Raw genomic sequence first — 25530 nt, forward strand, 5'->3', positions numbered from 1 at the left:
AACCCAGCGCAAGATCTGCCCGGCCCGGAATTTCTCCTTGCCCAATCCGCCGAGGAATTCGACCAGTTGAGTCGGCGTCAGTTCCTTTATGTCGACTTTCGTCACTATCAAATCATTTCCTGCCAGGCAAAAAAAAGACCATCGAATTGTAGCCGAAGGGCTATATAAGCTCAACCCGTAATGATGGAAAACAAGGTCAGTCGCAAAGACGCAAAGCCGCCAGGGAGAGCAGGGTCTTAAGAGATCTCACGGATGAACCGTAAAACCGGGAGAGCATATAAAAAAACCCTGAATAGCTAAAAGCGGGCATGTAAGGAAAGTCGTGATAAACCAGTTGCAGTCAGCATGACTTAGTATGCTGTCCCGTCCTGGAATAAGCCGACATGCAGAAGGTTATTCATACAGAAGAGAACGTAAACGGAACAAACGGACATGGCTGTTGCTTGCCGCTTAATACAAATCTCCATGTAAATACCTGGCTGCCAGCCCTGATCATTTTAGCGTGCAGAAGTTCGCACTTTCCGGTTTTCCTAAGGGTTACTTACGCCCTTTATTAAACCGCCAATCGCTGACTGGAGATCTGCCGGGAGCAAGATTGTTTTGGCATTAGCGCTTGAAGCCTGTTCCTTGATCGCTTTAACGTAGCTCTCACCGATCAGGTAACCTACGGCAAGAGCGCCCTGCCCTTCACCGGTCGCTTCAAGAACGACCTTGATCGCCTCCTTCGAGGCTACAGCCTGAACTCTTTTGGCCTCGGCATCACGCTTGGCAGCCTCCAGGCGACCATCTGCTTCCAGGACGGCGGCCTCTTTTTGTCCCTCTGCTTTCGTGACTGTTGCCCTCCGGGCCCTTTCTGCTGCAGCCTGTTCTTCCATCGCTTGCTGCATCGTCACCGAAGGATTAATATCCTGGATTTCAACTCCGCGCAGGGTGATTCCCCAATCACCAAGGTCGTCTGAGATGCCTTCTTTCAACTTGGCTTTGATCTGATCGCGCGAGCTCAACGCTTCATCGAGCTTCATTTCCCCGATTATTGACCGCAAGGTTGTCTGCACAAGGTTCTGGATACCCATATAATAATTTTCAATTCCGTAGACAGCCTTCTCCGGACTGACTATGTTGATAAAAGCGACCGCATTCACTTCCAGAACGGCATTATCTTGCGAAATAACCTCTTGTTTTGACGTATCGATGATTTGATCTTTTGTTGATACCTTATGCGCCACATTGTCGATGTAAGGGATAATGATATTCAAGCCCGGGCTCAGGGTTCTGTGGTATTTCCCGAGACGCTGAACAACCGATTTGCTCCCCTGTGGAACCAGCCGCACGCCCATTGCAATTGTGACAATTACGACAATGACAAAAAATACAACAACAATTAACAGCTCCATATCTATTCTCCCACGTTCCTGTTTATGGTTTCGTTTTGCGGAACAGCCGGTTTGACTATGATTGTATTGCCATGGACATCATCAACGATAACGGTATCGCCAACCTTGACCGGCTCTTTCGCGATACAGGTCCAGGTGTCAGAGCCCAGAATGGGAACACTGAAACGGACGGTCCCCCGGGCATCGTCGGCTGGCGCTTTAATAACAAGACATCTCTCTCCAAGAAAAGCTTCGCGTGAAGTTCCGGCCATTGTCCGGTCACCTGACATTGGCTTGACCCACTTAAACCAGGCGATGGTAAACCCGACCGAGAACGTGGCCCACATCAAGAGTTGATACTCGATCTCCGGCCTTATTCCCACCCAGGAGAGAAGACCAACAAGGATCGCTCCCAGGCCAAACCATAAAACAGTAAACGAGGCAAGAAATATCTCTGACAGGATGAGGATCATGCCAAAGACCAGCCAATACCAATAGAGTATTTCAATTTCCATAAAACCGCCTTTGTGCGACGCAACAATTAATAGAGCTTCATACTACTTTTTGCTGACGAGGATGCCAACTAAAACATGACGTTTTGCTTTAATATAATCAGAGAAGTGCAACAAATAGCCACTGATCGAACGATTAAACACAATGCAAAGAGTTTGTCTGCCTTGATTCTCCGCGAAGGGGATTGTATTCTTGGCTTCTTTCGGCACCATTTCTTTTATGGAAGCATGATAATCGGCAAAATCTCCATGACAAAAGGCTCAACAAACCAGCAGGAGAGCGCATGAAGAAAATTCTCGTCACTCTCATACCGCTCCTTGTCATTCTCGTATTTCTTGTCAGCTGGTTTTTCGGCAATCGTCACCAGCAATTGATCGAAGCCGTCAGGGATGGTGATTTTCAGGAAGTTCAGGAACTGAGTACACAAATGCCACTATTCATCCTGAACGCTTACCACAAGCATCCAGGGATGGGTAGCAAGTCCCTGTATGGTGATACCGCACTGCACATAAGCATAAAAAACTCACGGGTCAAAATAATGAAGTTTCTCATTGGCAAAGGAATCGATATCGAAGCTTTAACAGCTGACTACAGAACCCCATTACAGTTGGCAGCAGAGCGCGGCCTGCTAGAAGGGGTCGAGCTTTTGCTTGAACACGGTGCCGAGTTTGATAAGAGCGGCAGTGCATCCGAATCGAAAACGGCGCTTTTCTTAGCATCTGAAAACCTGCATCCCGAAGTCGTCAAAAGATTGCTTACGGCCGGTGCTGACAGCCAGGCAAAGGATTATACCGGTCAGACACCAAAAGAAGCGGCGGCAAAGCGACAACTACTTTATGATGAGAACAGCACAGCGGTGCGCTTTGGGCAGGTGAGAAACCAGGATGAATTCAATGACTGGGTGGCGCAAAGACGCTTTGCGGTCATTACTCTGCTCGATCAGGCAATGTGATAAGGGGAAAAATCGATGAATCATCTTGGCTAAAATCGATGTCCAACTGGAACCTCGCACCAATTTTTCAAATATTTCCGGATCGATTATGCCTTCACGATCGGGTCAGCCCTCAACGAAAAAGGACCAGCCTTGCGGCCGGTCCCATTCGCTTGAATCTGTTTGCGCTCTTGTTACAGCAGCTCGAGGCCGTTGAAGAAGTACCCGAGTTCGAACGCTGCGGTTTCCGGTGCATCGGAACCGTGGGTTGCGTTTTCACCGATCGACGCGCCGAACTCCTTGCGCAGGGTTCCCTCTTCGGCTTCGGCCGGATTGGTTGCACCCATCAGATCACGCCACTTCTTGATCGCGCCTTCGGCTTCGAGAGCCATGACGATACAGGGCCCGCTGCTCATGAAGTCGGTCAGCTCGCCGAAAAACGGGCGCTCCTTGTGAACGGCGTAAAAGCCTTCGGCTTCGACCTTGCTTAAATAAAGTTTCTTGATGCCGACAACCTTGAATCCTTCTGCATAAATCCGGGCAAGAATTTTACCGGCGTTTCCGGCGGCAAAGGCATCCGGCTTGATAATCGCAAACGTACGTTCCATTTCGTTAAATCCTCCTGTTGTGCTCTTGCGAGTCGTTTAAAGGCGGTGTCTTTTAGCATCACCGCCGGCAGAATGTCAACCTTCCAGTTCAGCCATCAGTTTTTTCAGCGCCTGACCCCGGTGGCTGATGCGGTTCTTCAGATCAAGCGGCAATTCGGCCAGACTCTTGCCGTATTCCCGCACCATGAACAATGGATCGTAGCCGAACCCGCCATCGCCCTGCGGCTGCTGCAGGATCGTCCCCTTCAACTCCCCGGCAAAGATCCGGCAGGAACGGTCCGGCGCGACCAGGGCCATCACGCAACAGAACGCCGCCCCCCGCTGCGCATCCGGAATACCTTCCATCTCGCGAAGCAGTTTGGCATTATTGTCGGCATCGGTGGCGGTCGCCCCGGCATAACGGGCCGAGTGGACTCCGGGCGCACCGGAGAGGCATTCGACCACCAGTCCGGAATCGTCAGCCAGGGTCAACTTGCCGCTATGAACAGCAATCGCTTCGGCTTTTTTGCGGGCATTGGCGGCAAAGGTATCGCCATCTTCGACAACCGATGGGGCGTCGGGAAAAGCATCAAGCCCGATGACCAGGTAGTCACACTGTTCAAGCAGACGGGAAATCTCCCTGAGCTTCCCCTTGTTTCCGGTTGCAACGACCAGTTCCTTCATCAGTCGGCCAGCGCCTGCTGCTGCAATCGATTCAGCTCGGCGCAACCGGCAAGGGCGAGATCACGCAAGGCATCCATCTCGACGATCGTGAACGGCACCTCCTCGGCAGTTCCCTGGACCTCGACAAATCTGCCGTCACCGGTCAACACGTAATTCATGTCGACGTCAGCGGTTGAATCTTCACTGTAGTCAAGATCGAGTAACGGCACGCCGTCAACGATTCCGACACTGATCGCCGCCACCGAATCCTTGACCGGACTTTTCGCGAGCAGCCCATCGGCCTGAAGTTTCTTAATGGCGAGGCAGAGGGCAACGTAAGCGCCGGTAATCGAAGCGGTCCGGGTGCCACCATCAGCCTGGAGGACATCACAGTCGATCTGGACAGAGCGTTCGCCCAACGCTTTCAGGTCAACGACGGCACGCAAGGAACGGCCAATCAGGCGCTGGATTTCATGGGTCCGGCCGCCGACCTTGCCGCGGATCGATTCCCGGGCACTCCGCTGATGGGTTGCCCGCGGCAACATGGCGTACTCGGCGGTCACCCAGCCCTGTCCCCGTCCACGCAGAAATGGCGGAACCGACTCTTCAACCGTCGCGTTGCACAATACACGGGTCTCCCCGAAAGAGACGAGAACCGAACCTTCAGCATACCGGGTATACCCGGTTTCAAAAGAGACCGGCCGCAACTCGTTGTCAGCGCGGCCGTCATGTCTTTGCTGTTGACTTGTCATTTATTCTTCCTCTATTTGCGGGCTGAGCCGAACTCCTTGAGGCCGTTGAACAGGGCTTTGGCAAGTTTGACCTGTCCTTCCTCGTCCTGCAATAGCATCCGGTCAGCCGGGTTGGTCAGGTAGCCAATTTCAATCAGCACGGTCGGCAAATCTCCCTGCCCGAGTGGCAGCAGCGGCGCCTTGACAATAGGATAGACCGTCAAACCGGCATTCCTGAGGGAATCGGCCAGGCTCTCGGCGAGCCGGAGGCTATCCTTGTCATCGGTCTGGATGGCCTGTTCCGGCAACGCTTCGGTCCGGCGAACATACAGATGGATCCCCTGCGGCTTGTAGTCGGGAGCGGCTTGGGCGTGCAGCAACAACAGGGCGTCAACGTCCGGCTGGGTCGCCGGTTTCAGCCGTTCCTCGGGGGTCAGGCCATAATCGTCATCGCGTGTCATGTAAATCGGTATGCCAAGCTGCATCTTGATCAGTTTCTGCAGTGACTCGGCAACGGCAAGGGTCACGTCCTTCTCCTTGACCCCTCCATCACCGATAGAACCGGCGTCAGGGCCGCCATGTCCGGGATCGATTGCCACAGCCCGTAAAACAGGACCGTCCGCCGGATTCTTTTTCCGCAAAAGAAAAGAGAATAGCCGATCAAGGGCCGATCCGCCACCCCGGTCAGCCGTCGACTGCGGATCAAGATTGCGGTAATAAATCCGCTCACCGAGCAGGTCGGGGAGATGGCGGGTCACGAACCCTTCACTGACCCGCAGGCGGCTATCGATAAAGCGCGGCTTTTTATCGAGGGGAATATAGCGCTCGCCCAGTTTCAGGAAGTGACTGCCGGGTGAAATCACGGCTGTCCCCCGCGGCGTCAGAATCCGGTAAATATGGTTTACGGCATCCCATGATCCGCCGAGTCCGAGAACCGGCAAAACATCGTCAATCGCGAGAAAGGAGACCCCTTCACGCAGATAGACTTCTTCGATCGACTCCGGCGGCTGACCGTCAACAGCCAACTCGACAGCAGCCCGGACCGGAGCGTAAAAAGCAAACAGAAAAATTATGATAACCAGGATAATTCGCATAAATCCTCACCGAAAAACCGGTCAGTTATACCGCAGTTGCGAAACGACTGTCAATGAAAGCAGATGATCAGGAACAAACAAGCGGTTCACTTTTTACCAGCGGGCGCTCAAGGGCTGTAAGCAGCCGCCGGGTCAGGGTCTTTTCGAGATCATGGAGTACCGATCGATTACCTTTCATCGGAGCAATCTGGGCTCCGGCAACCATGCCATGGCCGCCCGCCGTGCCGAGCTTGTCGACAACCTGCTGCATCGTTTTTCCGGCGAGAATATCGTGTGATGATGTGCGCAGCGAGAGGATTTCCTTTTCCCGGAACCGTCCCATGCCGAGGACCACTTCGACCTCTTGCATGCGCAGAAGGAAATCGGCCATTTCAGCAACAACGTCGGGGTTGTCGACATCGTAAAGGTTAAAGACCATAACCGACCCGTACAGTCGCGCATTTTCAATCGCCCGGTTGTAATAGGTGAAATACTCCCGCGGCACCTGCGAATGGGCAATGTCGTAGAGAATGCGATTATTGCTCAATTGAAGCAGGTTGAGATAAGCGGTTTTGTCGTACTGGGTCCATTCCCGTCCGAGATCCTGAGTCTCGGACTTGATCGCATAATAGAGGATTGTCGCCAGCTTGGTGCCGATATAAATTTCCTGGGCGAGGAGGTATTCATAGAGGACCGTGGCCGCGGCCCCGTATTCTTCCCTGACATCATACAGGGCACACTCCCTGGTCTGCTCGCGCAGCGGGTGATGATCAATCACGATATGAACCTTGCGATCAGCAGGAAAGGAGTTGTTGCCGGTGCCGGGTTGAGTATCGACCATGCAGACGACCCCGAACTGATTGAGATCGAGTTGCTCCAAGGGGACCGCCTTGATTTCCAGGCCTTCGACCATCGCCCGGTTTTCGCCCCGACCGATGATGCCGCCGAAAGTAATCGTCGCTGTAAGGTTCTCCTTGACCTCGAAGAGCTGACGCAAGGCAAAGGCCGCAGCCAGGGAATCGGGATCGGGGTTGTCATGAGCGACAATCAGGATCTTGCCTTTGCCTCTGACGTATTCGAGGATCTGCGCCGAGAATTCACGCGAGCACTCCATTCGTTCGGACATCAGTTATCCTCCTGCAGACGGTTTAGAACGGCAAACGCCTTATCGACAGCCTCAGCCGCAGTCGTGACGATCGAGACTCCGGCGAGTTCATACTGCGGTCGTAAAGCAACAACATTTTTCCCGAGCTTGAGTGAAATAGCCGCTTCCGAAAGGGTGCCATATTCACCTTCGACAGCAATCAGAACCTGCGCGGTGTGGGCAATAATAACATTGCGGGCATGGCCCATGTTGGTCGGTACGGCCAGGGTGACGAATGCATTGGCATCGCTGGCCTGCGGTCCGGGGAGAATGCCGAGCACCTCGCCGCCGGCCGAGGCGCATCCACGCGCCGCCGCCTCCATCACTCCGCCGAGGCCGCCACAGACAAGCACGCCGCCTTTTTCCGCGATCAGACGGCCAACCTCGGTCGCCAGCTGCAGCCCTTCCGGCGAGGCACTGGATGCGCCAATCACTCCGACGACTATTTTACGATGGGCAACCCCGTTCATCATATCCTGTTACAGGCGTCTCCGGGCCCGCTTGAGAAGCAAGCTGTTGGTGACAACCGAAACACTCGAAAAAGCCATTGCCAGTCCGGCGAATTCGGGTTTGAGATACAGTCCGAATGCAGGATAGAGGACACCGGCGGCCAACGGGATCCCGATGACATTATAGAAGAAGGCCCAGAACAGGTTCTGCTTGATCTTGACCAGGGTCTTCCGGCCGAGGCGAACGGCCCGCACGACATCACGAACATCGCCACGGACCAGTACGATATCACCTGTCTCCCGCGCCACATCAGTACCGCTGCCGACGGCAATCCCGACATCGGCCTGGGCCAGAGCCGGCGCATCGTTGATGCCATCACCAACCATGCCGACCTGGCGGTTCTGCTCCTGGTAACGGGCGACGACCTCCTGTTTTTCACCCGGCATAACCTCGGCCTCGACCGACTTAATGCCAAGGCGCTTCGCCACCGCTTCGGCCGGCTCAAGCCGGTCGCCGGTCAACATCACACACTCAATATCATCGTGCTGCAGCAGGGTGATTGCTTCGGCAGTCCCCTCTTTCGGCTTGTCGCGCAGACCGATGATTCCGAGGTTCTGGTCGCCAACCGCGAGATAGACAATCGACATCCCCTCGCCCTCGAGCTCACGGCTGAGCACAACCAGGCCGCGCATGCTGACGTGATGTTGCTCAAGAAGCTTGCGGCTGCCGAGCAGCACCCGCTCGCCGGAAATTTCACAGGAGACGCCCTGACCGCCGACTTCTTCGCCATTGATCGCCTGCGGATAGCGAATCCCTTTTTGTTCGGCCCAGGCAACTATCGCCCGGGAGAGCGGATGTGAACTGATTTGTGCGGCCGAAGCTGCCAGCTGGAGCATTTCATCCTTGCTCACCCCTTCGGCATGCGCCAGCTCGGCGACCCGGAAATCGCCGTGGGTCAAAGTCCCGGTTTTATCGAAAATAAGGGTGTCGAGCCGGGCAATATTTTCCAGGGCAGAAGCTTTCTTGATCAGGATGCCGGACTGCAGCCCGATAGCGCTCCCGACCATGATCGCCGTTGGTGTTGCCAGGCCAAGAGCACACGGGCAGGCGATCACCAGAACCGCAACCCCCATCCGGAAGGCGAAGACAAACTCGGCGCCACTGAAGATCCAGACGGCATAGGTACAGCCGGCAACCAGGATGACAACCGGCACGAAAACATTGGCCACCTTGTCGGCAAGCCGTTGAATCGGTGCCTTGTCGGCCTGGGCTTCCTCGACCATGCGCACGATGCTCGACAGAACTGTCATCTCGCCGATCCGGGTCGCCCGCATCAGCATCCGGCCGCCGCCATTGATGGTTGCCCCGGTCAGATCGTCACCCGGCTCCTTGGCGACCGGGACCGGTTCGCCGGTCAACATCGACTCATCGACCGCCGAACGGCCGTCAACGACCTCGCCATCGACCGGAATCCTGTCGCCCGGCCGGATCACCAGGGTGTCGCCAACCTCGACCTCGCTGACCGCGATATCCTTTTCTGTGCCATCAACCAGAACGACGGCCCGGTCGGCCTGCAACTCGAGCAACTCATTCAGCGCCCGGGTCGCCTGGCCCTTGGCCCGGGCCTCGAGCCACTTGCCAAACCGGATAAAGGTAATGAGCATGGCGCTGGTTTCAAAAAAAACCTCACCGGACAGCCCGAACAACCGGGTGGCAGCAAGCATCGAATAACCATAGGCCGCAGTAATGCCGAGAGCGACCAGCACATCCATATTGGCCGACATATTGCGGATCGAGGTCCAGGCACCGCGATAAAAAGCGAGCCCCGCCGAGAACTGGACAATCGTCGCCAGAGCCATGTTGACCCATTGGGTCGCCGGGCCGAAAGGCTGCAACCACATCAGCAGCATAATCGGCAGCGACAGGGCGGCGGCAAAAATCAGCCAGTGAAGTTCCCGCTTCGCCTCGAGGCTGGCTACCCCGTCCGATTCATCTTCGCCAACCGGCTTGTACCCGGCGGATTCGACAACCGAGAACAGTGCCTCTTCGCCGGTCAGCGAGGCATCATAAAATACCGTCGCCGTTTCATTGGCGAGGTTGACATAAACGTCATCGACGCCGGTTGCAGCGCGGAGTTTTTTCTCAACAGTGCCGACACAGGTCGCGCAGGTCATGCCATAGACATTGAAACGGATTTTTTCCCGGTCGGCCTCGCGAAAAAAATCGTCCTGCTCATCCCGCGCAACCAGCGCCGCCAGCTCTTTTTCATCGACTGCGGAAACCGGATCAGACGTTTCCGCCGAAGCCTCTTCAATCACGGCGGCGGGTTCGGAAGTGACCTCTTCTTTTTCGCTGTTCGCTTAATTGATCGGTTGCTGCCCGGCATCGACAACAGAATCATCATCGCCAGCTTCCGGTGCAACCGGCAACGGCTCAAGAGAGAACCCGGTATCGACGATCCCCTGTTCGAGCCGCGGAACAGCAACGACCGTTTCATCGTAGTGGACCTTCGCCAGGCACTCCTCGAGGAGGACGTTGACTTCATGCACTCCGTCGATCGCCTGCAGGGCTTCGGTCAGCTTGGCAACACACTTGCCGCAGCTCATGCCATGAACCGGCAGCTCGACATAAGCGAGCGGTTTGCCGCCGGTACCCTTCAGGCCTTCTTCGGGTTGATCAATTTCTGGAAAGAGGGATTGTTGTGTAGCCATTCGAAATCGGGATCTTTCCTGGCGTCCTCAAGCAACTGGACGTCCTGGCGCGAGGCAATGTCGAGTTCTTCAATGGTTTCCTGAACCTTACCCTGCCGGGCAAAAACACAGGCCCGGTTGTAATGTGCCAGCGGGTAACGAACCGACCGCTGAAGAATTGCATCGAAGCAGGCCAGCGCCTCATCGAGCTGGCCGAGATCCATCAGCACATTGCCTTTGTTGTTTAATGTATAAACCGAGTCGGGATCACGACCCAGGCTGACTTCAAGTTGATCGAGAGCCCTCTCCAGCTCGCCCTGCCGTTCAAGCAGGATCGCCTTGTAGAAAGGTGGCTCCGGGCTGTCGGGCGTCACCCGGTCAGCCTCTTCGAGGGAGCGAAAAGCTTCGTCCTCACGACCTGCATCAAAAAGCAGGGTCGATTTTTCGAGCAGGGCCTCGCCAAACTCCGGATCGAGTTTCATCGCCATGTCAAAATCGGCAAGGGCCGCATCGATATTATTCAATCGCGCATGTGAAAGCCCGCGATTGTAGTAATAGGTCGCAAAATCACCACTCCTGTCGATCGCTTGATCATAACAGGCAATCGCCTCGGCATCCCGGTCAAGCCCGGACAGGGCGTAGCCGAGGCCGTTCATACTGGCCGTATCAGCGGAGTTGGCTGCCAGCGCCTGCTCGAAGCTGTCAACCGCTTCTTCAAAACGACCAAGCCGGTTGAGGGCGTATCCCTTGTTGTAATAGGCCTCGGCGGCATCGGGCATGCGCCGCAAAGCTTCATCATACATGCTCAGGGCATCTTCAGTCTGACCAAGTTCATCGAGGATATTGCCCCGATTGATATAAGCTTCCGGAAAATCGGGTTGCAGTTCCAGCGATTGATCGAGATGCTGCAGTGCCTCCGGCAAATACCCGAGCTTCTCCAGCAAGACACCGAAATTATGATGAATCGCGCCGTTCTTCGGGTCATAAGTCAGCGCCGTCCGATACAGAACCATCGCTTTGGGATAATCCTTGGTATTGGTCGCCGCGACCGCGCAGATATTCAGCGCTTCGATATTCAGAGGATTCTTTTCGAGATACTCTTCTGCCAGTTCAAGAGCGGTCTCATCATCGCCACGGTCGAGCGAAATCTGAGCCAGCTCGAGATGACTGCTCTCCTCGAAATCGACAAAATCCTGAAATTGCTCGTCCATCTTTCTCCGTCAAAAAAGTCAGTTCAATCGTTGCAGACACTATAACAGGATTAGCGGTGAAGTGGGAAAATTTGTCCCTCTCCCGACCGTGACAAACTGATTATTTTGCCGATACAGTGCCGCTGCCGGCCGCGCGTAATTTGGCCACGCTTCTGCCGCCGACGCCCCAGCTCTCCGGCGGAACTTCTTCTATCACCACGTGAGTCGAAGCCGGATTCTTGCCGAGCACATCAACCAGAACCTGCGTCATTTTTTCAATCAATTCTTCTTTCTGTCCCGCGGTTGCGCCGGTCGTGATTTTGACATTAACAAAAGGCATGTTTCCTCCATCAATAGGTGTCATATATTGTAATAACAACATCAGCCGCCTGATCCCGGAGCGGGATCAATGATTGATATTGAGCAGATGCAAACCATTTTTCGACAACATCCCGATCGGGGAAGGCGATCACCACGACGAGGTCGCGATCATTTTCGCCGGCCAGTACGGCCGCCTGTCGGCCGCGAAAAACGATCTCGGCAGAATACGGAACCAGTGACAACCGGACCCCGTCGACATATTGCTGCCATAACTCCTCGTCCATAATATTGATCTGACCGATCAGATATGCCGCCATTATCACACCTCCATTTACGGGATCAGCTGATTGTTAATCGGCGCGTTGCCGCCAGAGACGGGCGATCAATGTCGTTATCACCACAGCCAGGAGCATCCGCAGGCCGAGCATCACCAGCCCGTCGCCACCGATCGCGACAAAGATCAGGATATCCTCGACCACGGCGTGGCAGGTCGCAATGAACAGGCCGATCAGAAACAGCTCCCGTTTCGGCAGTTTTTTTTCCCGGCTGACCCGGATAATGATGCCGGCGCCATACGAAATGCCGAGAAAAATCCCGGTAAAAAGGGGCACCGCCGCATTTCGGGTTAACCCCATGCCGCGCATCAATGGCTCAACCGCATTGCCGGCCCGCCGAAAGACCGGCATGTGGCGCAACACCTCGAAGAGAACAACCACCGGCACGATGATCAGCAACAGTTTCAGCCCGAGGGCCAAAGCCCCCCCCACCGCGGTCAACAAGGCATCCATCAGGCGACCCCGATCAGGTGCAGGCCATGCAGGATCAAACCGGCCAGGATGGCGATGGCAAGACGACAGAGGGTAATCGCGCCGGCCCGCACCCCGGTACTGCCGAGGATGGCACCTTCGAGCAACAGGTTATGAGCTATCCCCATCATCAGCCCGCACTGGGTGACCTGCCACGGGGAGAGTTCGAGTGGCACCATAATAGCGATCGCAGCGTAGAGATTGACCAGAAAGGCGGCGACGAAAGCGAAGGCTGCCTCTCCCGGCAGGCCGAACAGAACCATCACCGGGGCACAGACTTCGCCGAGGGAATTCAGCAAGGTTGTCCCCTTGAGAAGGTCGACGACGACATAGATCGGCAGAATCCAGATAATCATCCGGATGGCCGTCTCGAGCCCCGACCGAAACCCGGTGCTCAGCCGGGTTTTGAGATCGGGAATCGCGGGCGCATCGAGCTCGCTGACTTGTTGTTTATTGTCCTGCAATTTCAAACCTTTCCATTCAACCTGACCGCTTGACTAAAAGCCACCGGCTCCACTATAGTTGCTCGCATGCGCGACCTCTTTATAGCCGATGCCCACCTGCGTAATCCGCAGGACGAAAATTACCGCAGACTGCTTTCTTTTCTGTCGCGCCAGGGCGGAGAGATCCGCACCCTCTTCCTGCTCGGCGACATCTTCCAGTTCTGGATCGGCCGCCGCTTCGAAAACTTTGCACCGTATCAGCCGATGCTGCAAATGCTCAGGCAGCTTCAGGCCGGCGGCACCAAAATCGTCTATGTCGAGGGCAATCACGATTTCTACCTCGCCCCCTACTTCGCCGCGGTTATGGGCTGCACGGTCCTGCCCGACGGCGGTGATGCCGACTGCGACGGGCTGCAGATTCATGTCGCACATGGCGACCTGGTCGATCCGGATGATACCGGTTACCACAAGCTGCGGCGACTTTTGCGCAGCCGCTTGACCCGCTTTCTTGCGCACATCCTTCCGGTCAACTTGATCTGGCGAATTTCCGAATGGGGCGCCAACAAAAGCGCCGGGAGTCGGGCCGGGCGGGAGGTCGACAGCGCGCCGCGAGAAAAACTGATCAACCATGCCCGGCCGCACTTTGAAAACGGCTGTGCAGCCGTGATCACCGGACATTTTCACCAACCCCTTTGCGAAAAGAGTGACCAGGGAACGATCATTGCTCTCGGCGACTGGATTACCCAGTACTCCTACGCTGTCTGTGAAGATGGCAAATTCAGGCTTGAAACCGACAGCGGCGAGTAATTCAGGGGCAACATCCGCCTCATAAAAAAGCGCCGTCAGTCGACAAGCTTCTTCGCCAGATCATCCAGGGTCAGCCCCTGCAGTTCCTCGGACTCGGCCTTGCCCAGCGTATCGGCAAGACCACCGATCAGCTGCCAGTCGATCATCCCTTCTTCATCCTGGCCCGCCGGCAGCTGACCGCGTAACTGCTTGAGCACATCCGCAACCTGCATCCGCTCGGGTGCGCAGGCCGGTTGATAGGCATACTCGCCTTCGCCATGTTCGACCCGGACAAGCAGACGGCTCTCGGTCAGCTGCTCGATAAAAGAACGGACCTGTGATTCCGCAAGGTCAAGCCGGTCGGCAATCTGGTAACGATCGATAGCTTTTTTACCGCGGCTGAATAAGCGGACCGTCGCCAGCAGGACTGCCAGGGCGCCGAAATCCTGTTGGTGCAGCCAGGCCCGGTTGCCCCGGATTTCGCGGCCAATCGGCCCGAGATTCTGCGCCGCATAGGTGACTTCGGCCGCCAGCAGAACAATCACCCAGGAGATATAGATCCAGACCATAAAGATCGGCAGCGCCGCCATGGTTCCGTAAATAGCGTTGTAACGGGCGACCCCGACCTGAAAACCGACGTAACCGAGCTGGCTGAGTTGCCAGCAGGTGCCACCGAAGATGCCGCCGACTACCGCTGCCGGAATCCGCACCCGGATATTCGGCATAAACAGCATCAGGAAGGTAAAAGCGATCCACATCGCGAGATAAGGGAGTATTTTGAAGGAGAAGCTGATCAGCCCACCTACGACTTCGGCACCGAGCAGCTCCTGAACGATCGACATTGTCTCGAGGGTCGCGGTCATTGAAACAGCGGCGACCAACAGCAGCGGGCCGAAGGCGAGGACGGAAAAGTAGTCGGAAAAACGCCTGATGATCGAACGGGTCTCGCCGACATGCCAGATATGGTTGAATGATTTTTCGATGTTCGACAACAGGGCCAGAACCGTCAACAGAAGAATCACCAGGCCGACCGTACCGAGCCGGGCAACATTGGTATTGTCGATGTAATGGAAGATCTGGGTCACCACCGCTTCGGAGCCGACGGCGAGGTTTTCGATCAGGATCGGTTCGAGCCGGTTCTGAACACCGAGCCCCTTGAGGATGGCAAAAGCAAAAGCCAGCAACGGCACGATCGCCAGCATTGTCGCATAAGTCAGGGCCGAGGCCCGCATCATGCAGTTGTCTTTACCGAAACCACGCACAACGACAGCTGCAACCCGCAACAGCCAGACGCCTATTCTCTGCAATATCGGCAAAGAGTCGAGCTCCATCTCCCACAGGGTTGTGGCAAAATACCTGCGCAGATCTCCGGTTTTTTTTCGCACCCCCTCAGCCATCATTTACTCCTTGATCCCTGCTGCGGTCTTTTCCGTCGGTACTGGAAAAACCGGGCGGCCGAGGGAATCGAGACCGTCGCCAAATTCGGCCGAACGACCGACCAGAACAATCACCAGTCGATCCGGCTTGAGGTACTCACGGGCGACCCGGAGGATGTCCTCCCTGGTCAACGCCGCAATCTTGTCACGGTAGGTCTTAAGGTAGTCCTCGGGATAGTTGAAATAATCGAGTCGAACCTGCTGGGTCAGAACCTGGTGGCTGTCGGTAAAGGCAAAGACAAAAGAATTGATCCGGCTCTCCTTGGCCAGGGCCAACTCTTCGGCGCTGACCGGCCCGGTCCGGATCCTCTCGATTTCATCGAGCATCAGGCGCACGACTTCAACCGTGCTCGCACACTTGGTCTCGCTGCCGGCAATAAACGATCCTGGCAGTTTGCGGCCAATTTTGAAATAGGAATAAACCGAATAGGCGAGACCCCGATTTGAGCGGATCTCACGTAACATCCGGGAGTTGAACCCGCCGCCGCCGAGAATAAAATTCATCACCCGGATCGCGTGCAGATCGGGATTGTCCTTGCTGATCCCGAGATGTCCAAGGCGAATCGTTGTCTGCGAAACATCCTTTTCAAAGACCCTGATCCCCGGCTCGAGACCTGGCCGGATCATCGGCAAGGGTTGACCAAGATGATCTGCCGGCTGCCAGGCAACAAAAAGTTTCTCGAGCTCGGCCAGCATCGATTCACGGTCGAAATCACCGCTGATCGCCAGCCACAGATTATCAGGGGTAAAGTGGCGACGATGGAAGGTGCGCAGATCATCGCGCGTGATCGCCGAAACCGACTCAACGGTTGAGGTCCGGCCGAACGGATGATCGGCATAAATCGTCTCATTCAAAACCCGGGAGGCGATCGAACCCGGATTATCGTCACGCCGCCGGATGTTCTCGAGCATCTGTCGCCGCAACAATTCGAGACGTTTCGCATCGAAACGGGGCCGTCGCAGCACATCATCGAGAATACGCAAGCCGGCCGCGACATCCTCCTTCGGCAGGGAAAGATCGATCGTCGTCATATAGGTATCGGTTGCCACTCCGAAGTCGATGGCGAGCCCTTCAAGGTAGTCTTCAAGCTCCTTCGGACCACGCTCACCGGCGCCACCATCCTGCAGTAATCCGGCAAAGAGTTCACCGCGTCCATCGAGCTCAACCGGATCGGAAATCGAGCCGGCGCCGATCATCGCGGTCACCTCGACCAGCGGCAACTCCTGGTCTTCGAGAAGATAGACCCGGATGCCGTTGGACAAACGGGTCTGTTCAATTGCAGGGACGTCGAATTCAAGAGCCGGGAAATCAAGCTGATCGGGCCGGACCGTTTTCTGGACCGGCGCCGAACAGGCGAGAAGCGGGCCGAGCAGCAGGACAAGCAGAGAGATTCGCAACATCATATCACCCCGTCTTCCCTCGACAGGACAACCACCGTACGATTCTGTTGCCGGAAATAGTTCTGCGCCGCCTGCATGATCTCTTCGGTCGTAATCTCGGCAATCTTCTTGTCATACTCGACCAGGTAGCGCCAGTCGTCGGCTACCACCTGGAAATAGGCCAGTGACCGGGCCAGACCGCTGTTGCTCTTGAGTGAGCGGACCTGATCGGTGCGCAACCGCTTGCGGATCCGGTTGATTTCCTCGGGGCTGACCGGCTCTTCAGCCAATTTTTTCAGTTCAGCGTAAATAGCCTGTTCGACCTCGCTGATTTTGCCGGGGAAAGGCACCGCGCTGATCACAAAAAGGTTCGGATAACGTGAGCCCGGCGCGCCGTAGGTGCCGATCCGGGACGCAATCTGCTTGTCGACAACCAGAGAGCGATAGAGCCGCGAAGTCGGGCCGCCGCTGAGCAGCATGTCAATCAGATCGAATGCATAATCTTCGCGACTCGGCATGGTCGGCTTGTGGTAGGCAATCGCCATCGAGGGTTCAGCGTCAAACTCGATTTCAACCCTCTTTTCCCCCTTCTGCGGCGGCTCGACCTCAGCCACCGGCGGAACCTTGACGCCACTGTCGATATCACCGAAATACCGATCGACCATGGCAACAACCTCGGTGAAATCGACATCGCCGACGATCGTGATCACCGTATTGATCGGAGCATAATAACGCTGCAGAAAATCCCTGGTCTCCGGCAGCGTCAGGTTGGCGATATCGGAGTTCCAGCCGATGATCGGATTCCGGTAAGGGTGCACCTTGAAGGCATTGGCAATCAGGTTTTCATAGAGGAGACCGCGCGGGCTGCTCTCGTAGCGCATCCGCCGCTCTTCGAGGATAACATCGCGCTCGGTATAGAACTCTCGCAGGACCGGGTTCTTCATCCGGTCTGATTCGATCGCGGCCCAGAGTTCGAGCTTGTTGGCCGGCAGATTGATGATATAGGTCGTCTGGTCCTTGCTGGTAAAAGCGTTGTAGCCGGTGCCACCATTCTCGGAATAGATCCGTGAGAACTCATCCTTGACGACATACTTTTTATGCTCCTGCTGCAGCGCCGCCAGCTCGTCGCGCAGGCGTTGCAGCTCCGCCGGGTCGCCCTCCGGGTCGACCTTCAAAAGATCGATCCGGTTGCCGAGAGTTTCGATTTGCTCCAGCAGCGGTTTTTCTGCAGCGAAATCGGTCGTGCCGAGGGTTTTTGTCCCCTTGAACAGCATGTGCTCGAGCAGGTGGGCAGCCCCCCGGCTGCGGCTGGTTTCATCGACCGCCCCGACCCCGAGGGTGATATAGGCAGCAAAGGTCGGTGAGGCATGCCGTTCAACCACCAGCAATTTGAGACCGTTGGCAAAGGTATGTTCCTGCACTTTCTCCTCAAGCTTCATTGCCGATACGGCAGCAGGGAGCAGGAAAAGCAGCAGAAGTGGCAACAGTAATTTTCGTAACATCTTTATATCTTTCCGGTTTATATAGGGTTTGAATAATTCAAAATTTCGTATTTATAAAAATATACACTATTGACCGGATTTGGTCGAGGGGGAGAAGAACGGAAATGGATTGCCGATTATGACAGTAGGCATGACGGTCATCACCAGCGCAAACGATTGACCCGAACCGGAGATTAGCCCTTCACCGGACCAGCAAATCAGACTATACTACCGCCCTGTCACCGGAAGGATTGACCATGCAGACCTTTGAACTGAACGAAAACGATTATATCGAACTCTGTAGCCTGCTCAAGCTGATCGGCATCACCGGCAGCGGCGGCATCGCCAAAATGCTGATCGCCGATGGCCAGGTGCTGGTCGATGGTGAGATCGAGCTGCGCAAGCGGTGCAAGATCCGGCGTGGTCAGACGGTCGAGTGCATGGAAGAGACGATCGAAGTGGTATAGACAGCAGCCTGATTATAAATAGGTCCGCTGCAACTCGGTCTCGCTCTTGAAGGCATAGAGAATAAATTCGACCAGGGCCACCAGCGAAGGGATCCCGGTCCAGAAAAAGAGCAGGTAGATCAGCCCCTGCAGATACTTGCGCAGGTAAAATTTGTGGCCGCCGACCCCGCCGAGAAAAAAAGTCAGCACCAGCAGCGCAACCTTGCTGAGCGAGCGCGGCGATTCGGCAGACGCCGCACCGTCCCCGGCAAAGGAGAAATCATCATCCGGCGCAAACTCAAACCGCTGCTGACATTTGGGACAGGTGATACTTCTGGTTCCCGCCGGGATTTTCTCACGCCCGACACTCTTGCTGTAATCACAATGTGGACAAACAATTTGTACGGTATTCATCTTCACCCCGGCCGGTCATCTAATCATCACAACAAGAAGTCACCTGTTTTCCAGCAGGAGATGACATCTTTAAAGTGATTCGGTTCAGAGCATTCCCCCCGCCAATCAGTTTAAACTGAATAATACTGAACCCTTATAGCACTTCCGAAAGTCTGAGGCAAGAACCGGACGACGGACCTCAGCCGCCGGGCCGCAACGGGTCGAACAGGTACTCGAGGCCGTTGACCTTGATCTCGTAGACCGCCCGCAACATTTCACCGAGTTTCCCTTGCGGGAATCCCTCGCCCGCCATCCAGACGACATACGGCTCCGGCAGGTCGATCAGCAACAGACCGGCGTGCTTGCCGTAGGGCATCCGCGCCCGGGCGAGCTCGAGCAACTGCCGATGGTCAAACGTTGTCATTTTCATTTTTTCACTTTAAACCCGGATTTGGCGAAAGCGGCCGCCAGGTCAGTCATCGGCGCATTTTTCTGCGGCTCCGGCCTGCTGTTTTTCTTGCGCTCCGTTCGCTGCTGTTTCTGCGGCGCAGCCTGGGTCTGCCCGGATGATTTTTCGGCAGCATCGCTGCGCATGCTCAAACCAATCCGCTTGCGCGCGATATCGACCGACAGGACCTTGACCTGAACCTGCTGGCCGACCTTGACCACCTGGTTCGGGTCCCTGACGAAGCGATCAGCGAGGTGGCTGATATGCACCAGGCCATCCTGATGCACGCCGATATCGACGAAAGCGCCGAAGGCAGCGACGTTGGTCACGATGCCGTTGAGACGCATCCCTTCTTTCAGATCGCCGATTGCGCTGACATCTTCGCGGAAACTGGTATTGACGAAGCTCTCCCGCGGGTCGCGGCCCGGTTTTTTCATCTCGGCGACAATATCGCGCAGCGTCGGCAGGCCGACATCGTCACTGACGTAGGCCTGCAGGTCAATGTTCATGAGCTCGCCCGGCCGGGCAATCAGCTCCGGCAGCGAAAGACAGAGATCACCGGCGATCCGCTCGACCAGCGGATAACGCTCCGGATGGACCGCCGTATTGTCGAGAGGTTGCTCGCCATTGCGGATCCGCAGAAAGCCGGCCGCCTGCTCGTACGCCTTCGGCCCGAAACGGGGAACCTTGAGCAATTGGTCGCGACGGCGAAAGGCGCCATGCTGGTCACGATACTGAACAATCGCCCGGGCCAGGGCTTCACTGATACCGGAGACGAAGCTCAAGAGTGCCCAGCTGGCGGTGTTGAGATCGACACCGACGAAGTTGACGCACGACTCGACCACCTCGTCGAGTGCTTTTTTCAACGCCGTCTGGTTGACATCGTGCTGATACTGACCGACTCCGATGCTCTTCGGGTCGACCTTGACCAGCTCGGCGAGCGGGTCCTGCAGGCGGCGGGCGATCGAAATCGCCCCGCGCACGGTCAGGTCGAGATCAGGGAACTCGGCGCGGGCAATCTCGGAGGCCGAGTAGACCGAGGCACCGGTTTCGCTGACCATGACCACCGGCAGCTTGAGACCCGCCTCCTTGAGGCAGCCGCGGGTGAACTGGTCCATCTCGCGACCGGCGGTGCCATTGCCGATGGCAATCATCTCGATGTCATGACTCCTGATCAGGCGAAGCAGTGCGGTGCGGGCCGCTTCGAGTTTGGCGCTGCCGCCGGCGTGCGGGTAGATGGTGACATGCTCGAGAAAGCGGCCGGTTGCATCGACCGCCGCCAGCTTCGATCCGGTGCGCAGGCCGGGGTCGATGCCGAGCACCCGTTGACTGCCGGCCGGCGCGGCCAGGAGCAGATTGCGCAGGTTCTCGGCAAAGACCTTGATCGCCGCTTCGTCGGCCGCGTTTTTCGCCTGCAGGCGCAGCTCGACCTCGATCGAGACCGCCAACAGCCGGTTGTAGGCATCGGCGATGACCGCCCGCAAATAATCGCCGTAGCAGCTATCTTCGTTAACCAGCAGTCGGTGCAGGCGGCCGCAGATCTCCTCTTCCGGGGCCTCAAGGCGGAGGCGGAGCACCTCCTCCTTCTCGCCGCGCCGCATCGCCAGCATCCGGTGCGAGGGAATCTGCCGGAGCGGCTCGGAGAAATCGTAGTACATCTCGTACTTGCTGACACTCCCCTCCCTGCCCCGGGCCGGCTGCGAACAGAAGACCCCCTGCTCCCAGCTCAACGTGCGCACACACGCCCGCGCCTCGGCCGCATCGGCGAAATGCTCGGCAAGGATATGCCCGGCGCCGGCGAGGGCGTCTTCCACCGAATCAACCTCGAGCTCCGGGTTGATAAACGCCTCGGCAATCTGCCCGGCAGCCGGGCCGGAGCCGGTCGCCGCCAGCAGCTGTTCGGCCAACGGTTCAAGACCACGTTCGCGGGCGATCAGTGCCCTGGTGCGCCGTTTCGGTTTATACGGCAGATAGAGATCTTCGAGCTCGGTTTTCTGCCGGGTCGCTTCGATCCTGGCCCGCAGCTCATCGGTCAGCTTGCCCTGCTCGTCAATCGACCTGAGAATCGTCTGCCGGCGATCATGCAGTACATTGTGATACTCGAGGCGCTCCTGGATATGGCGGATCTGCACCTCGTCGAGCTCGCCGGTCGCCTCCTTGCGATAACGGGCGATAAACGGCACCGTCGACCCTTCGTTGAGCAGGGCGACGGTCTGTTTGACCTGGGCGGTTTGCAGGCCGGTCTCTTCGACCAGGATGGTAAGCGGGGAGAATACTGCGACTTCTGACATGCGTGCTGTTTCCTTTACGAACCGGTGGTGATGTGAGGGTGTTTCAGGGTGGGGAGTTTAGCATATACGCCGCGATTTCCAGGAGGATAATCTTGTCTTTTGCGTCAATAATTTTGACAGAACAAAACTGAACAAGGGACGCATCCCTTGGGGATTTATTCCCATTGATAAACCGGGATTAATTACCAAAAGCCTTCCCTTCGGCCAGCGTCTTGAGCGCCTCCGGCACCGGGCGGCCGACTGACTGCAACGTCTCGATCATCCGCGCTGCCAGGGCATCAATTGTCCAGACCCGATCCTTGCGGGGAATGATGTCCTGCCCTTGCGCGTCGAGGAAGCGGATGACCTGAAAATTCCAGGCCGGTTCCCCAAAACGCTTGAGCAGTTGTCGATCTTTGCCTCTTCGATTATTGTAGACCAACACCGGATAGAATTCAGTCTCGATCACCTCGACAAGTTGCGGGTTGGAGAGCACGATCCGGCCGAAATCCTGGCAGCCGCTGCAGCCGGGAACTTCCTGGAAGAGCACAAAAACCGGTTTGCCGCTCTGGCCGCTTAGTTCGTAAGCCTTGTCGAGATCGCGCCCCCAGTTCACCGTTCCGACTTCGATTGGATTTTCCGTCGCTGTGACGCCGGGTGTCAGCATCAGCAAGGCAGCAAGTATCATGATGAATTGTCTCATTCGGCAGACCTCCGCATTGATATGATCTTTAGGAGGATTATATCCCGGCCCGATAGCTTTTGGATAAAGGAGCGATAAAGGTTTGGTAAAGAACAATTCGGGGACACATAAGTTATGTGTCCCCGAATTGTTCTTTTACTCCAAAACCAAGATCTGATCCTTCACCTCGGTAAAGGCGACGTCATGACTGATCAGGAACAGTTGATCGTACCAGTGCTCGGTCACCTCTTCCTTTCCAACATCAATCGCGCGGAAGGCGTGGGCCAGGTTCTCGCGCCGGGTCACATCGAGGTTGCTGGTCGGCTCGTCGAAGAAGGCAATCCGTGCACCGATGGTCTGCAACATCGCCAGGCGCAGGGCAACAACGGCGCTCATGGTCTGGCCACCGGAGAGTTGGTCGTCGTAGCGCTCGCGCAGTTCGCCATCTTCCATGTCGCGGAGGACGATGCGGTAGTCCTCCCCCCAGGCGAGCTCCTCGTCGACCTCGGCGATGATCCGGTAGATGCGGTTGGCGCGCTGGCTGATCTCCTCGCGGAAGCGTTCGGAGAGGTAGGCCGAGACCTTGTTGAACACCCGGTTGCGCAGGAACTTGACCAGCTCTTCCTTCTCGCCGTAGGCCTTGATCTGCGCCTTCTTCTCAGCGATCTCCTTTTCCAGCTGCTTGAGCCGGTCGATCTCGTTGGTCAGCCGTTCGACATCGGCCTTAAGCCCTTCGACTTTCTGGCCAAGGGCGCCGACCTCCTGCCGCAACGTATCTTTCTGTAGCTTCAGCGCCTGGTGCTGGTCGGCATCGTAGTCCTTGCCGGCGGTCTTCAGTTCATCCTCTTTGCCGGCCAGTTCGTCCTGCAATTGCGTCAGCAGGGTTTCGAACTTCTTTAAGTCCTTCTGCAGGCTCTCCAGCTTGGCCGCCTGCTCCTGGTTGGCAACGAAGAGATCACGGGACGCCTGGTGTTTTTTCTGTTCGGCCTCGGATACCTCGATATCGGCCTGCAGTCTATTGTAAGCTCCCAGCACTTTCTGTTTTTCAATGACTTGCTTCTGTGCTTCGTCCTGTTCCTTCTTCAGGCTCTCCAGACCGGCAGATCGTTTTTGATTGGCCTCACGCTTGCCAGCCAGGCTCTTCTCCTGCTCGTCGAGCCCCTTGAGCTGCACCTCGAACGCCTTGATGCTCTCGCTTGCGGCATTCGCCTCGGCTTCCTCTTTTTCCAGCGTCTTGATTTCAGCCTGCAGCCGCTGCCGTTTCTGGTCGAGATCGGCGAGCTTACCGGAGAAGACATCCCCCGGCGGCTTGTCAGCGATGTTTTTACACGGCTCCTGGAAGAACGGGCAGATTCCTTCGCCCAGCTTCTCCTGCCCTTCCTCCAACCCGACCCGCCGGCCGTCCAACTGCCCGAGCTGTGTCCGTGTTTTGCTCAGGGTTTCACGGATCTCCGGTAGTCGGGTAGCCAGCTTGGTGACCGCTTCATCGACCGCGAGGGATGTGCGCTTTTCAGTTAGAGTCTTTTCTTCGGCAGTGAGATCCTTGCCGGCCTGTTCAATCGCCTTCTCCTCGGCCTGGTACTGCGCGGCCAGCCTGCTGACCGTGGCGTTCAGATCGGCGAGTTCTTTCTCCAGCTGGCGCTGTATCTTGACCTGCTCGCGCAGCTCATGCAGACGCTTTTCAGCCTGCTCATAGGCTTCCTTACCGGCAGCGTTTTCGGCGACGATTTGCTTCGCCTTTTCGGCCTCGCTGATCAACGCCTTCTGGCTACCGACTTTCTCCTTGCCGTTGCCGATCCGCTCCTTGAGCTTGTCGATCTCGAAACCGAGATCCTTGACCCGTAGTTCACGCTTGTCGATGTCGGTCAGGCGGAGTTCCAGTTCTTTCAGTTCTTTCTGCTGTTTCTTGTAATTGTCCTCGGTGGCGGTCAACTCTTTCTTGGCCGCCTTCTGCTCGTCGCGCTTTCCCGGCAGCTTTTCCACCTGGTCCTGCAGTGGGCCGATCGACCCTTCGAGAACCTCGACCTTGTTCTGGATCGCCTTGAGCAATGCATTGGTGTCGCTGAAGGTCTTGCGCCAGGAGTCGATGCCGAGGATCTCGTCGAACTTGTTGCGCCGCGCCGTCGGGCGCTTCTCGACAAACGGGCCGAGGAATTCGTTCTGGAACGGGCCGATCACCAGCTCGAACTGTTCGGCCAGCGGCCGCCCCCCTTCGAGGCCGAGCAGCTCCTTGAGCCGCGCCTCGGTCTCCCTGATGTCCTTGTGTTCCTCGACTTCGAAGTCGCCGCCGACCTCCCTGGCAAGCAGCCACTTGGCCGGGGTGCCGACGGTGCGGCTGACCCGGTAGCGTTCGTCGTCGATGGTGAAGACGACGGCGATCTCGCCCTTCCTGGCACCGATGGTGACGAAGCGGTCGATATTACCGACGAAGTCCCGGGCGTCGACGCCGAACATGGCGTAGCCGATCGCCTCAAAGATGGTACTCTTGCCGACCCCGTTGGCGCCGGAGAGGACGTTGATCCCGGGCGAGAAAACGAGATCGAGTTCGCGGTGTGACTTGATGTTTTTCAGGTGGATCGAGAGAATCTGCATTATTTTTCTTGCTTCACGATAAAGGCCTTGATGACTTCATGATGTAGCGCAACCAAAATTTGCTGCGACATACTTTCTACGCACCTCAACTTTTTTGCCAAAATTCATTAACAGACCAAGTTCCCGACGACATCCTTGCAGATAGTTCTTGAGTTGCACCTCGTGCGCCGGCAATAAATTCTCAAGGGCTTTCAATTCAAGCACGACTTTATCCTCGACGATTAAATCAGCAAAATACTCTCCGACCGGTTGCCCTTTATAGAGAACTCGAATCGGTTCTTGCTGGGCAACTTTCAACTCCATATCTTCCAACTCGATCCGCAGGGCATTTTCGTAAACCTTTTCGAGAAAGCCGCTTCCAAGATGGTTGTGCACATTGTACGCACAACAGATAATTTTATCCGTCAGTTCGGTCTCCTTGTACATTTCCCCCTCCATTTAAGCTGTTTATATTCGTCGATCACATCCTGTTTTAACCAAAGGCTTAATCGAGGCCTTTATCCGCTTTGATCATGAAGTCATCACGAAGCTAATGTCTTTTCCTGGCTTTGAACCAAAACCTTTTGCCTCACGATAAATTCCTTGATAACTTCCTGATGTAAACCAAACCTTTAATCTCGGCCTTTATCCGCTTTGATCATGAAGTCATCACGAAGCTAATGTCTTTTCCTGGCTTTGAACCAAAACCTTTTGCCTCACGA

At 56.1% G+C, this 25530-nt stretch carries 29 protein-coding genes; 4 read left to right on the forward strand and 25 right to left on the reverse strand.

Features of this window, described 5'->3' with window-relative positions; genetic code table 11:
- From C0623_05395 to C0623_05405, 3 genes are all read right to left on the reverse strand, one after another.
- On the reverse strand, nt 1–105 hold a 105-nt coding region (locus tag C0623_05395; GenBank protein PLY01328.1), incomplete at its 3' end, for a 23S rRNA (adenine(2503)-C(2))-methyltransferase RlmN.
- A 425-nt stretch (nt 106–530) separates the two neighbouring features.
- Nucleotides 531–1394, reverse strand: a complete 864-nt coding sequence (locus tag C0623_05400) for a hypothetical protein (GenBank protein ID PLY01329.1) — start codon at nt 1392–1394, stop codon at nt 531–533.
- Nucleotides 1395–1396: 2 nt separating this feature from the next.
- Complete coding sequence (locus C0623_05405; protein ID PLY01355.1) at nt 1397–1882, reverse strand: hypothetical protein; 486 nt, start codon at nt 1880–1882, stop codon at nt 1397–1399.
- 81 nt (nt 1883–1963) lie between these two features.
- Here C0623_05405 and C0623_05410 point away from each other — a divergent pair, with 81 nt between their 5' ends.
- Both C0623_05410 and C0623_05415 read left to right on the forward strand, forming a co-directional pair.
- Nucleotides 1964–2173, forward strand: coding sequence for a hypothetical protein (locus C0623_05410; GenBank protein PLY01330.1), 210 nt, complete (start codon nt 1964–1966; stop codon nt 2171–2173).
- The gene (locus C0623_05415; GenBank protein PLY01331.1) at nt 2170–2838 is read left to right on the forward strand and encodes a hypothetical protein; all 669 of its coding nucleotides are present in this window, start codon (nt 2170–2172) and stop codon (nt 2836–2838) included. Before C0623_05410 ends, C0623_05415 begins: the two co-directional genes overlap by 4 nt.
- A gap of 173 nt (nt 2839–3011) precedes the next feature.
- Here C0623_05415 and C0623_05420 read toward each other — a convergent pair whose 3' ends face one another.
- The 13 genes from C0623_05420 to C0623_05480 all read right to left on the reverse strand — a co-directional run bounded on the left by C0623_05420 (nt 3012) and on the right by C0623_05480 (nt 12942).
- Nucleotides 3012–3425 (reverse strand): nucleoside-diphosphate kinase, encoded by a 414-nt coding sequence (locus tag C0623_05420; protein ID PLY01332.1) that lies wholly within the window; start codon nt 3423–3425, stop codon nt 3012–3014.
- A gap of 75 nt (nt 3426–3500) precedes the next feature.
- Entirely contained in the window at nt 3501–4088 is a 588-nt protein-coding gene (locus C0623_05425) for a non-canonical purine NTP pyrophosphatase (GenBank protein PLY01333.1), read from the reverse strand.
- The gene (locus C0623_05430) at nt 4088–4819 is read right to left on the reverse strand and encodes a ribonuclease PH (GenBank protein ID PLY01334.1); all 732 of its coding nucleotides are present in this window, start codon (nt 4817–4819) and stop codon (nt 4088–4090) included. Before C0623_05430 ends, C0623_05425 begins: the two co-directional genes overlap by 1 nt.
- Before the next feature lie 11 nt (nt 4820–4830).
- Nucleotides 4831–5892, reverse strand: a complete 1062-nt coding sequence (locus tag C0623_05435) for a hypothetical protein (GenBank protein PLY01335.1) — start codon at nt 5890–5892, stop codon at nt 4831–4833.
- A gap of 67 nt (nt 5893–5959) precedes the next feature.
- A complete protein-coding gene (locus C0623_05440) occupies nt 5960–6997 on the reverse strand; it encodes a phosphoesterase (protein ID PLY01336.1) in 1038 nt (345 codons plus the stop codon).
- Nucleotides 6997–7485 (reverse strand): TIGR00725 family protein, encoded by a 489-nt coding sequence (locus C0623_05445; protein ID PLY01356.1) that lies wholly within the window; start codon nt 7483–7485, stop codon nt 6997–6999. The genes C0623_05440 and C0623_05445 overlap by 1 nt, the downstream gene beginning before the upstream one ends.
- 9 nt (nt 7486–7494) lie before the next feature.
- The gene (locus C0623_05450; GenBank protein ID PLY01337.1) at nt 7495–9783 is read right to left on the reverse strand and encodes a copper-translocating P-type ATPase; all 2289 of its coding nucleotides are present in this window, start codon (nt 9781–9783) and stop codon (nt 7495–7497) included.
- A 42-nt stretch (nt 9784–9825) separates the two neighbouring features.
- On the reverse strand, nt 9826–10176 hold the full coding sequence (locus tag C0623_05455; protein PLY01338.1) for a hypothetical protein: 351 nt from the start codon (nt 10174–10176) through the stop codon (nt 9826–9828).
- Complete coding sequence (locus tag C0623_05460) at nt 10122–11366, reverse strand: hypothetical protein (protein ID PLY01339.1); 1245 nt, start codon at nt 11364–11366, stop codon at nt 10122–10124. The genes C0623_05455 and C0623_05460 overlap by 55 nt, the downstream gene beginning before the upstream one ends.
- 100 nt (nt 11367–11466) lie before the next feature.
- Nucleotides 11467–11685: a tautomerase gene (locus C0623_05465; protein ID PLY01340.1), complete on the reverse strand. Its 219-nt coding sequence runs from the start codon at nt 11683–11685 to the stop codon at nt 11467–11469.
- Between the two features lie 10 nt (nt 11686–11695).
- Nucleotides 11696–11983 carry a DUF1330 domain-containing protein gene (locus C0623_05470; protein PLY01341.1) on the reverse strand — a complete coding sequence of 96 codons (288 nt, stop codon included), beginning with the start codon at nt 11981–11983 and terminating at the stop codon, nt 11696–11698.
- Nucleotides 11984–12016: 33 nt separating this feature from the next.
- Nucleotides 12017–12454 carry a nucleoside recognition protein gene (locus tag C0623_05475; GenBank protein ID PLY01342.1) on the reverse strand — a complete coding sequence of 146 codons (438 nt, stop codon included), beginning with the start codon at nt 12452–12454 and terminating at the stop codon, nt 12017–12019.
- Nucleotides 12454–12942 carry a nucleoside recognition protein gene (locus C0623_05480; protein ID PLY01343.1) on the reverse strand — a complete coding sequence of 163 codons (489 nt, stop codon included), beginning with the start codon at nt 12940–12942 and terminating at the stop codon, nt 12454–12456. Before C0623_05480 ends, C0623_05475 begins: the two co-directional genes overlap by 1 nt.
- Nucleotides 12943–13002: 60 nt before the next feature.
- Here C0623_05480 and C0623_05485 point away from each other — a divergent pair, with 60 nt between their 5' ends.
- A complete protein-coding gene (locus C0623_05485) occupies nt 13003–13722 on the forward strand; it encodes a UDP-2,3-diacylglucosamine diphosphatase (GenBank protein ID PLY01344.1) in 720 nt (239 codons plus the stop codon).
- 35 nt (nt 13723–13757) lie between these two features.
- On the opposite strand, the gene C0623_05490 is transcribed toward C0623_05485, so the two are convergent.
- From C0623_05490 to C0623_05500, 3 genes are read right to left on the reverse strand one after another with little or no spacing between them, the layout of a single operon-like run.
- Complete coding sequence (locus tag C0623_05490) at nt 13758–15101, reverse strand: ribonuclease BN-like protein (protein ID PLY01345.1); 1344 nt, start codon at nt 15099–15101, stop codon at nt 13758–13760.
- The gene (locus C0623_05495) at nt 15102–16541 is read right to left on the reverse strand and encodes an insulinase family protein (GenBank protein ID PLY01346.1); all 1440 of its coding nucleotides are present in this window, start codon (nt 16539–16541) and stop codon (nt 15102–15104) included.
- Nucleotides 16538–18019 carry an insulinase family protein gene (locus tag C0623_05500; GenBank protein PLY01347.1) on the reverse strand — a complete coding sequence of 494 codons (1482 nt, stop codon included), beginning with the start codon at nt 18017–18019 and terminating at the stop codon, nt 16538–16540. The genes C0623_05495 and C0623_05500 overlap by 4 nt, the downstream gene beginning before the upstream one ends.
- Before the next feature lie 236 nt (nt 18020–18255).
- Here C0623_05500 and C0623_05505 point away from each other — a divergent pair, with 236 nt between their 5' ends.
- Nucleotides 18256–18465: an RNA-binding protein gene (locus C0623_05505; protein PLY01348.1), complete on the forward strand. Its 210-nt coding sequence runs from the start codon at nt 18256–18258 to the stop codon at nt 18463–18465.
- Nucleotides 18466–18477: 12 nt separating this feature from the next.
- Here C0623_05505 and C0623_05510 read toward each other — a convergent pair whose 3' ends face one another.
- From C0623_05510 to C0623_05535, 6 genes are all read right to left on the reverse strand, one after another.
- Entirely contained in the window at nt 18478–18858 is a 381-nt protein-coding gene (locus C0623_05510; GenBank protein PLY01349.1) for a hypothetical protein, read from the reverse strand.
- Nucleotides 18859–19036: 178 nt separating this feature from the next.
- Nucleotides 19037–19267, reverse strand: a complete 231-nt coding sequence (locus tag C0623_05515; protein ID PLY01350.1) for a hypothetical protein — start codon at nt 19265–19267, stop codon at nt 19037–19039.
- On the reverse strand, nt 19264–21576 hold the full coding sequence (locus C0623_05520; GenBank protein PLY01351.1) for an RNA-binding transcriptional accessory protein: 2313 nt from the start codon (nt 21574–21576) through the stop codon (nt 19264–19266). Before C0623_05520 ends, C0623_05515 begins: the two co-directional genes overlap by 4 nt.
- A gap of 178 nt (nt 21577–21754) precedes the next feature.
- The gene (locus C0623_05525) at nt 21755–22258 is read right to left on the reverse strand and encodes a hypothetical protein (GenBank protein ID PLY01352.1); all 504 of its coding nucleotides are present in this window, start codon (nt 22256–22258) and stop codon (nt 21755–21757) included.
- Between the two features lie 135 nt (nt 22259–22393).
- Nucleotides 22394–24829, reverse strand: a complete 2436-nt coding sequence (locus C0623_05530; protein ID PLY01353.1) for an SMC family ATPase — start codon at nt 24827–24829, stop codon at nt 22394–22396.
- Between the two features lie 36 nt (nt 24830–24865).
- The gene (locus C0623_05535) at nt 24866–25267 is read right to left on the reverse strand and encodes a GxxExxY protein (protein ID PLY01354.1); all 402 of its coding nucleotides are present in this window, start codon (nt 25265–25267) and stop codon (nt 24866–24868) included.
- Nucleotides 25268–25530 lie beyond the last annotated feature (263 nt).

It is taken from the genome of Desulfuromonas sp., from assembly GCA_002869615.1.
Lineage (GTDB): Bacteria > Desulfobacterota > Desulfuromonadia > Desulfuromonadales > UBA2294 > BM707.

Excerpts from the sequence above, each read along its gene's own strand:
- C0623_05510 (PLY01349.1), bottom strand. The coding sequence starts at position 18,858 with ATGAATACCGTACAAATTGTTTGTCCACATTGTGATTACAGCAAGAGT.
- C0623_05485 (PLY01344.1), top strand. The coding sequence starts at position 13,003 with ATGCGCGACCTCTTTATAGCCGATGCCCACCTGCGTAATCCGCAGGAC.
- C0623_05515 (PLY01350.1), bottom strand. The coding sequence starts at position 19,267 with ATGAAAATGACAACGTTTGACCATCGGCAGTTGCTCGAGCTCGCCCGG.
- C0623_05455 (PLY01338.1), bottom strand. The coding sequence starts at position 10,176 with ATGGCTACACAACAATCCCTCTTTCCAGAAATTGATCAACCCGAAGAA.
- C0623_05425 (PLY01333.1), bottom strand. The coding sequence starts at position 4,088 with ATGAAGGAACTGGTCGTTGCAACCGGAAACAAGGGGAAGCTCAGGGAG.
- C0623_05440 (PLY01336.1), bottom strand. The coding sequence starts at position 6,997 with ATGTCCGAACGAATGGAGTGCTCGCGTGAATTCTCGGCGCAGATCCTC.
- C0623_05410 (PLY01330.1), top strand. The coding sequence starts at position 1,964 with ATGACGTTTTGCTTTAATATAATCAGAGAAGTGCAACAAATAGCCACT.
- C0623_05470 (PLY01341.1), bottom strand. The coding sequence starts at position 11,983 with ATGGCGGCATATCTGATCGGTCAGATCAATATTATGGACGAGGAGTTA.
- C0623_05505 (PLY01348.1), top strand. The coding sequence starts at position 18,256 with ATGCAGACCTTTGAACTGAACGAAAACGATTATATCGAACTCTGTAGC.
- C0623_05400 (PLY01329.1), bottom strand. The coding sequence starts at position 1,394 with ATGGAGCTGTTAATTGTTGTTGTATTTTTTGTCATTGTCGTAATTGTC.
- C0623_05535 (PLY01354.1), bottom strand. The coding sequence starts at position 25,267 with ATGGAGGGGGAAATGTACAAGGAGACCGAACTGACGGATAAAATTATC.
- C0623_05445 (PLY01356.1), bottom strand. The coding sequence starts at position 7,485 with ATGAACGGGGTTGCCCATCGTAAAATAGTCGTCGGAGTGATTGGCGCA.
- C0623_05475 (PLY01342.1), bottom strand. The coding sequence starts at position 12,454 with ATGGATGCCTTGTTGACCGCGGTGGGGGGGGCTTTGGCCCTCGGGCTG.
- C0623_05520 (PLY01351.1), bottom strand. The coding sequence starts at position 21,576 with ATGTCAGAAGTCGCAGTATTCTCCCCGCTTACCATCCTGGTCGAAGAG.
- C0623_05435 (PLY01335.1), bottom strand. The coding sequence starts at position 5,892 with ATGCGAATTATCCTGGTTATCATAATTTTTCTGTTTGCTTTTTACGCT.
- C0623_05415 (PLY01331.1), top strand. The coding sequence starts at position 2,170 with ATGAAGAAAATTCTCGTCACTCTCATACCGCTCCTTGTCATTCTCGTA.
- C0623_05430 (PLY01334.1), bottom strand. The coding sequence starts at position 4,819 with ATGACAAGTCAACAGCAAAGACATGACGGCCGCGCTGACAACGAGTTG.
- C0623_05465 (PLY01340.1), bottom strand. The coding sequence starts at position 11,685 with ATGCCTTTTGTTAATGTCAAAATCACGACCGGCGCAACCGCGGGACAG.
- C0623_05500 (PLY01347.1), bottom strand. The coding sequence starts at position 18,019 with ATGTTACGAAAATTACTGTTGCCACTTCTGCTGCTTTTCCTGCTCCCT.
- C0623_05420 (PLY01332.1), bottom strand. The coding sequence starts at position 3,425 with ATGGAACGTACGTTTGCGATTATCAAGCCGGATGCCTTTGCCGCCGGA.
- C0623_05460 (PLY01339.1), bottom strand. The coding sequence starts at position 11,366 with ATGGACGAGCAATTTCAGGATTTTGTCGATTTCGAGGAGAGCAGTCAT.
- C0623_05495 (PLY01346.1), bottom strand. The coding sequence starts at position 16,541 with ATGATGTTGCGAATCTCTCTGCTTGTCCTGCTGCTCGGCCCGCTTCTC.
- C0623_05525 (PLY01352.1), bottom strand. The coding sequence starts at position 22,258 with ATGAGACAATTCATCATGATACTTGCTGCCTTGCTGATGCTGACACCC.
- C0623_05530 (PLY01353.1), bottom strand. The coding sequence starts at position 24,829 with ATGCAGATTCTCTCGATCCACCTGAAAAACATCAAGTCACACCGCGAA.
- C0623_05490 (PLY01345.1), bottom strand. The coding sequence starts at position 15,101 with ATGATGGCTGAGGGGGTGCGAAAAAAAACCGGAGATCTGCGCAGGTAT.